This is a genomic window from Magnetofaba australis IT-1, assembly GCF_002109495.1.
Taxonomy (GTDB): Bacteria; Pseudomonadota; Magnetococcia; order Magnetococcales; family Magnetococcaceae; genus Magnetofaba; species Magnetofaba australis.
This window is the reverse complement of record NZ_LVJN01000006.1, coordinates 1-3,755: the sequence shown is the minus strand read 5'-3', so window position 1 is coordinate 3,755 and position 3,755 is coordinate 1. Positions and strand designations below refer to the sequence as shown.

4 protein-coding genes are annotated in these 3,755 nt (G+C 51.0%); 1 reads left to right on the top strand and 3 read right to left on the bottom strand.

Features of this window, described 5'->3' with window-relative positions:
- Positions 1-328: integrase core domain-containing protein (locus MAIT1_RS00650; protein WP_143814581.1), on the top strand; the 328-nt coding region annotated here is incomplete at its 5' end.
- 659 nt (positions 329-987) lie between these two features.
- Here MAIT1_RS00650 and MAIT1_RS00645 read toward each other — a convergent pair.
- From MAIT1_RS00645 to MAIT1_RS00630, 3 genes are all read right to left on the bottom strand, one after another.
- Positions 988-1,971 (bottom strand): IS3 family transposase, encoded by a 984-nt coding sequence (locus MAIT1_RS00645; protein ID WP_198947753.1) that lies wholly within the window; start codon positions 1,969-1,971, stop codon positions 988-990.
- 11 nt (positions 1,972-1,982) lie between these two features.
- Positions 1,983-2,285: a transposase gene (locus MAIT1_RS00640; protein ID WP_085440096.1), complete on the bottom strand. Its 303-nt coding sequence runs from the start codon at positions 2,283-2,285 to the stop codon at positions 1,983-1,985.
- 410 nt (positions 2,286-2,695) lie between these two features.
- Positions 2,696-3,755 (bottom strand): GAF domain-containing protein (locus MAIT1_RS00630; RefSeq protein WP_143814580.1); only part of this gene is annotated, 1,060 nt, incomplete at its 5' end.

Below are 3,755 nucleotides of genomic sequence, written 5' to 3'. Positions count from 1 at the left end.
GAGGACTTCGCCTTACTATCCGCAGAGCAACGGAAAGCTGGAGCGTTTTCACGGTAGTTTGAAGCGTGAGTGCATTCGGCCTCAGACGCCATTATCGCTGGAAGATGCCCAGCGGGTTGTGGGAAAGTACGTCGAGCATTACAACACCCGGCGGCTCCATAGCGCCATCGACTACGTCACCCCACAGGATCGCCTGGAAGGGCGGCATGTGCAGATCCTGGCCGAACGAGATCAAAAGCTTGAGGCGGCCAGAGAACGGCGTCGGACGACGCACCAAAAGCAGTCTTTTCAGCCATCCCAAAAAATGGCTGAAAAGGCGAACAGCTAACTGATATTTTGGTTTAGACGGTTGTCATGTTTCCGCTGAACCAGCACAGAAGTGGCTTCCCAATCACATTTTCGCTGAACAGCTTTTCTGTTCCATTGTTTGCTTCAGCAAAGCGACACCAGTCGTCATTGACCTCTCGAATGATATTGTGGCGGTCAAGACGGAGAATGACATTTAAAGCATTGGTTCGGTTATGGTCAGTCATGATGCTAGCGTCAGAAAAATGGGGCGTTTTCACCATTTATCATACTGTTCGAGCAGAATCTGGCGCGGTCACTAAGTCTGCTTTGAGTGACAGATCGCCACGAAGGCATTGCCTCATAAATTAACTTTGAACCAAGTTGATCTGCAATTTCAACATGATTTCCCATGGCAAGTCACGTTGTGAATTTTAGCGAGAGATCGAGATGTGAGACAAAGATGGTGAAGCTCTTGGTCGCGGAGGAGAGCAACTTGTCATGAGCTGATCTTGGAAGTTGATTTGCCTGTTTCAGCCAGTATGTTGGCCACTCTGGTGGACTTGGGTTGGAAAAGAACTCTTTGGGTAAATCATCAGGCAGTGCTTGATTGAGATTTCGGGCAATTACCGATGCGCCGAACCGAGATCCTTCTGTGCTGGTTCAGCGGAAACATGACAACCGTCTAAACCAAAATATCAGTTAGCTGTTCGCCTTTTCAGCCATTTTTTGGGATGGCTGAAAAGACTGCTTTTGGTGCGTCGTCCGACGCCGTTCTCTGGCCGCCTCAAGCTTTTCATCTCGTTCGGCCAGGATCTGCACATGCCGCCCTTCCAGGCGATCCTGTGGGGTGACGTAGTCGATGGCGCTATGGAGCCGCCGGGTGTTGTAATGCTCGACGTACTTTCCCACAACCCGTTGGGCATCTTCCAGCGATAATGGCGTCTGAGGCCGAATGCACTCACGCTTCAAACTACCGTGAAAACGCTCCAGTTTTCCGTTGCTCTGCGGATAGTAAGGCGAAGTCCTCACATGCGTCATGCCGGATTCCCGGATGAACGCCTTAAAATCGTTGGCAACGAACTGCGGCCCATTGTCTGAGATCAGCCGCGGCTTAGCTTCCGGATAGGCCTCCTGAGCTCGGAGCAGGACCACTTCAACCTCATCTTCCTTCATCGACTCACGAATCTCCCAGTGGAGGATAAACCTGCTACATCCATCCAGGACACTGCACAGATAGTAGAACGTCCCCTGGATATTCAGATAGGAGATGTCCACATGCCAGTGTTTATGCGGCTCCGAAGGCTGTTTGAACCCTGTGCCCTTCTGCGAGGGCGATGGGCTCCAACGACGCATCAGCCCGGCAGTTCTGAGCACACGCAGCACTGAAGAGGGGCTGACCGCCACCACGCCTGCATCCAGCATCATGTAGGTCAGGCGCCGATAGCCCTCTGACGGATGTTCATGGAAAAAGGCGACAATCGCTTCCCTTTCCCAATCGTCCAGCCAAAAATCTCGGGGAATACGGCCATTGTGGTCATTAACCATTCCATAGCGCTTGCGCCATGAATAGAACTTGCCCCTTTGCACGCCTATCCAGTTGATAATTCGGCTCGTGTCGATTTCGCTCTTGTCTGACCAAAACGCCACGAAATTCACCACCGAATCCCGTATGTCCGGCTCCACCCAGCAGCCGTTCAGCTCACCCCAAGACTTTTTTTTAGCGCAACATGCGCCTCAAGAAGCTCAGACATAACTTCATTTTTGGTTGCCAACTTCGCTTCTAGTTCGGCAATCTGTCGGTCACAAGCCTTTTGGCCGCGTTTGTCAGACAAGGCCGCTTCGCCGTTCTCAAACAAAGCCCTTTGCCAGCGATAGTACTGGCTGGGCTGAATGCCCGCCTCGTCGCACAGATCCGAGAGAACCACCTTCTCGACCAGGTGACGGCGCACATAGCCTACCTTCTGCTCAGCCGTAAATCTCCGCTTCTTCCGTTCCATACAAACCTCCGCTTATTATCTACACATTATAAACGGCTTGTTTGTCATTTTCCAACTGAACCGAAACACTTCCAGCAGGTAAAGCAATCCCAGGAGGGATGCTTCATCCTCAAGGAGGCAGTTATCCAGGGTGAATGCAAACGGGGCAGACCCTAGTTGACGTAAGTCAGAAGACAGAGACCCAGAACGAATCTGATACTCGGTTACCCACTCAAACTGGTTAGCCTTGCCATGCACAGAGTGTTCGAATGCTGTAAATGGACCAGCCAACGCTGCTAGCGCATTGGTGTAGAGGCGCTTATACCTAAGTTTAGGGGAAGTGAGGGGGGCAAGGAGAGGGTGCCGATCCAGTTTTTGATGAATGGGCCAAGTGGCCTCGCGCAGAGTTTTTAACACAACGGATTCAGGCGTCACTTGCATAATCTAAGCTCCATAAGTAGCGCGCGTAGTTTCAACGCCAACATACGGGCCTCGCGAGACCATGGCCTGGAGTGCCCCATTCGTTTCTCAATCCATTTTTCAAACGAGTGTCTAGGGGCGATTCCCAATGCGCCGTCATGATGCTCAAGAGGTTTATCCGGGCGTCCGCCCCATGATATTTCATGGATATGTTCACCGCGTGTGAGGTAAAGGCGGAAATAAGGGCATTTGGGGGCGAGGATCGACAGCGCCAGAACGCCAGTTACTTCGGAAAGAGGAAAACGGGAGATAGTCAGGCTGACTGAGTCTGTTGAGGCGATAAGATCAGACTGGTCATGACAGAACCACGCATCCAGACGAGTTAATGCGTCAGCGCCAATATCCAGTCCTGAGGTAAGATAATCATTGTCCAGGCACAAAACAGCGCCATCTGCTTGAAACCGTTTAATCAACCAGGCGGAAAACTCCGGCCACGCGTTTTCCAATCCGCCCATTCTCTCTATCAGTCCTTGAACTTGGTGTAGAGAGTGATCAATGCCATCAATCATGCGTAGGCGTGTATGAGTCTGAAAACTGGATACCGCAAACTCATGCGCCTTCACTCTCTTAGAGATTTGTTCAAGAATATACAGTGGAAGATATTTAGGCTCTCTATGGTGGGCGGCGATGAGGGCGACCAGTTCACCATTTACCACAATTGGAAATGAGAGAGAGGAACGAACCCCCATATTTGCCAGGTAAACTTGGTGTATAGGAGAGACGCTGCGCAGGTCAGTCCATGTCAAGTCGGGCTTCAGATCATGAAGAGAAATAATCGGCACAGACGCTTCCTGAGAATCAGGAATTGAACGCCATGGATTTTGTTTGTATAGAACTCGTGCAATGTGTGGAATGTCACTGGCAGGGAAACGCAATCCAAGGTAGCTGCCATAAGCGTCTTCTTGTCGGCACTCAGCCCGCACCTCTCCATCATGATCTTCACGGAAAGCATAATAGAGAACTCTTTGAAATCCGGAGAGCGACATCACGTAAGAAATGACAGACTGCTCT

Bases quoted from the DNA above. Each gene is read 5' to 3' on its own strand.
- MAIT1_RS00640 (WP_085440096.1), bottom strand. From the start codon at position 2,285: ATGGAACGGAAGAAGCGGAGATTTACGGCTGAGCAGAAGGTAGGCTAT.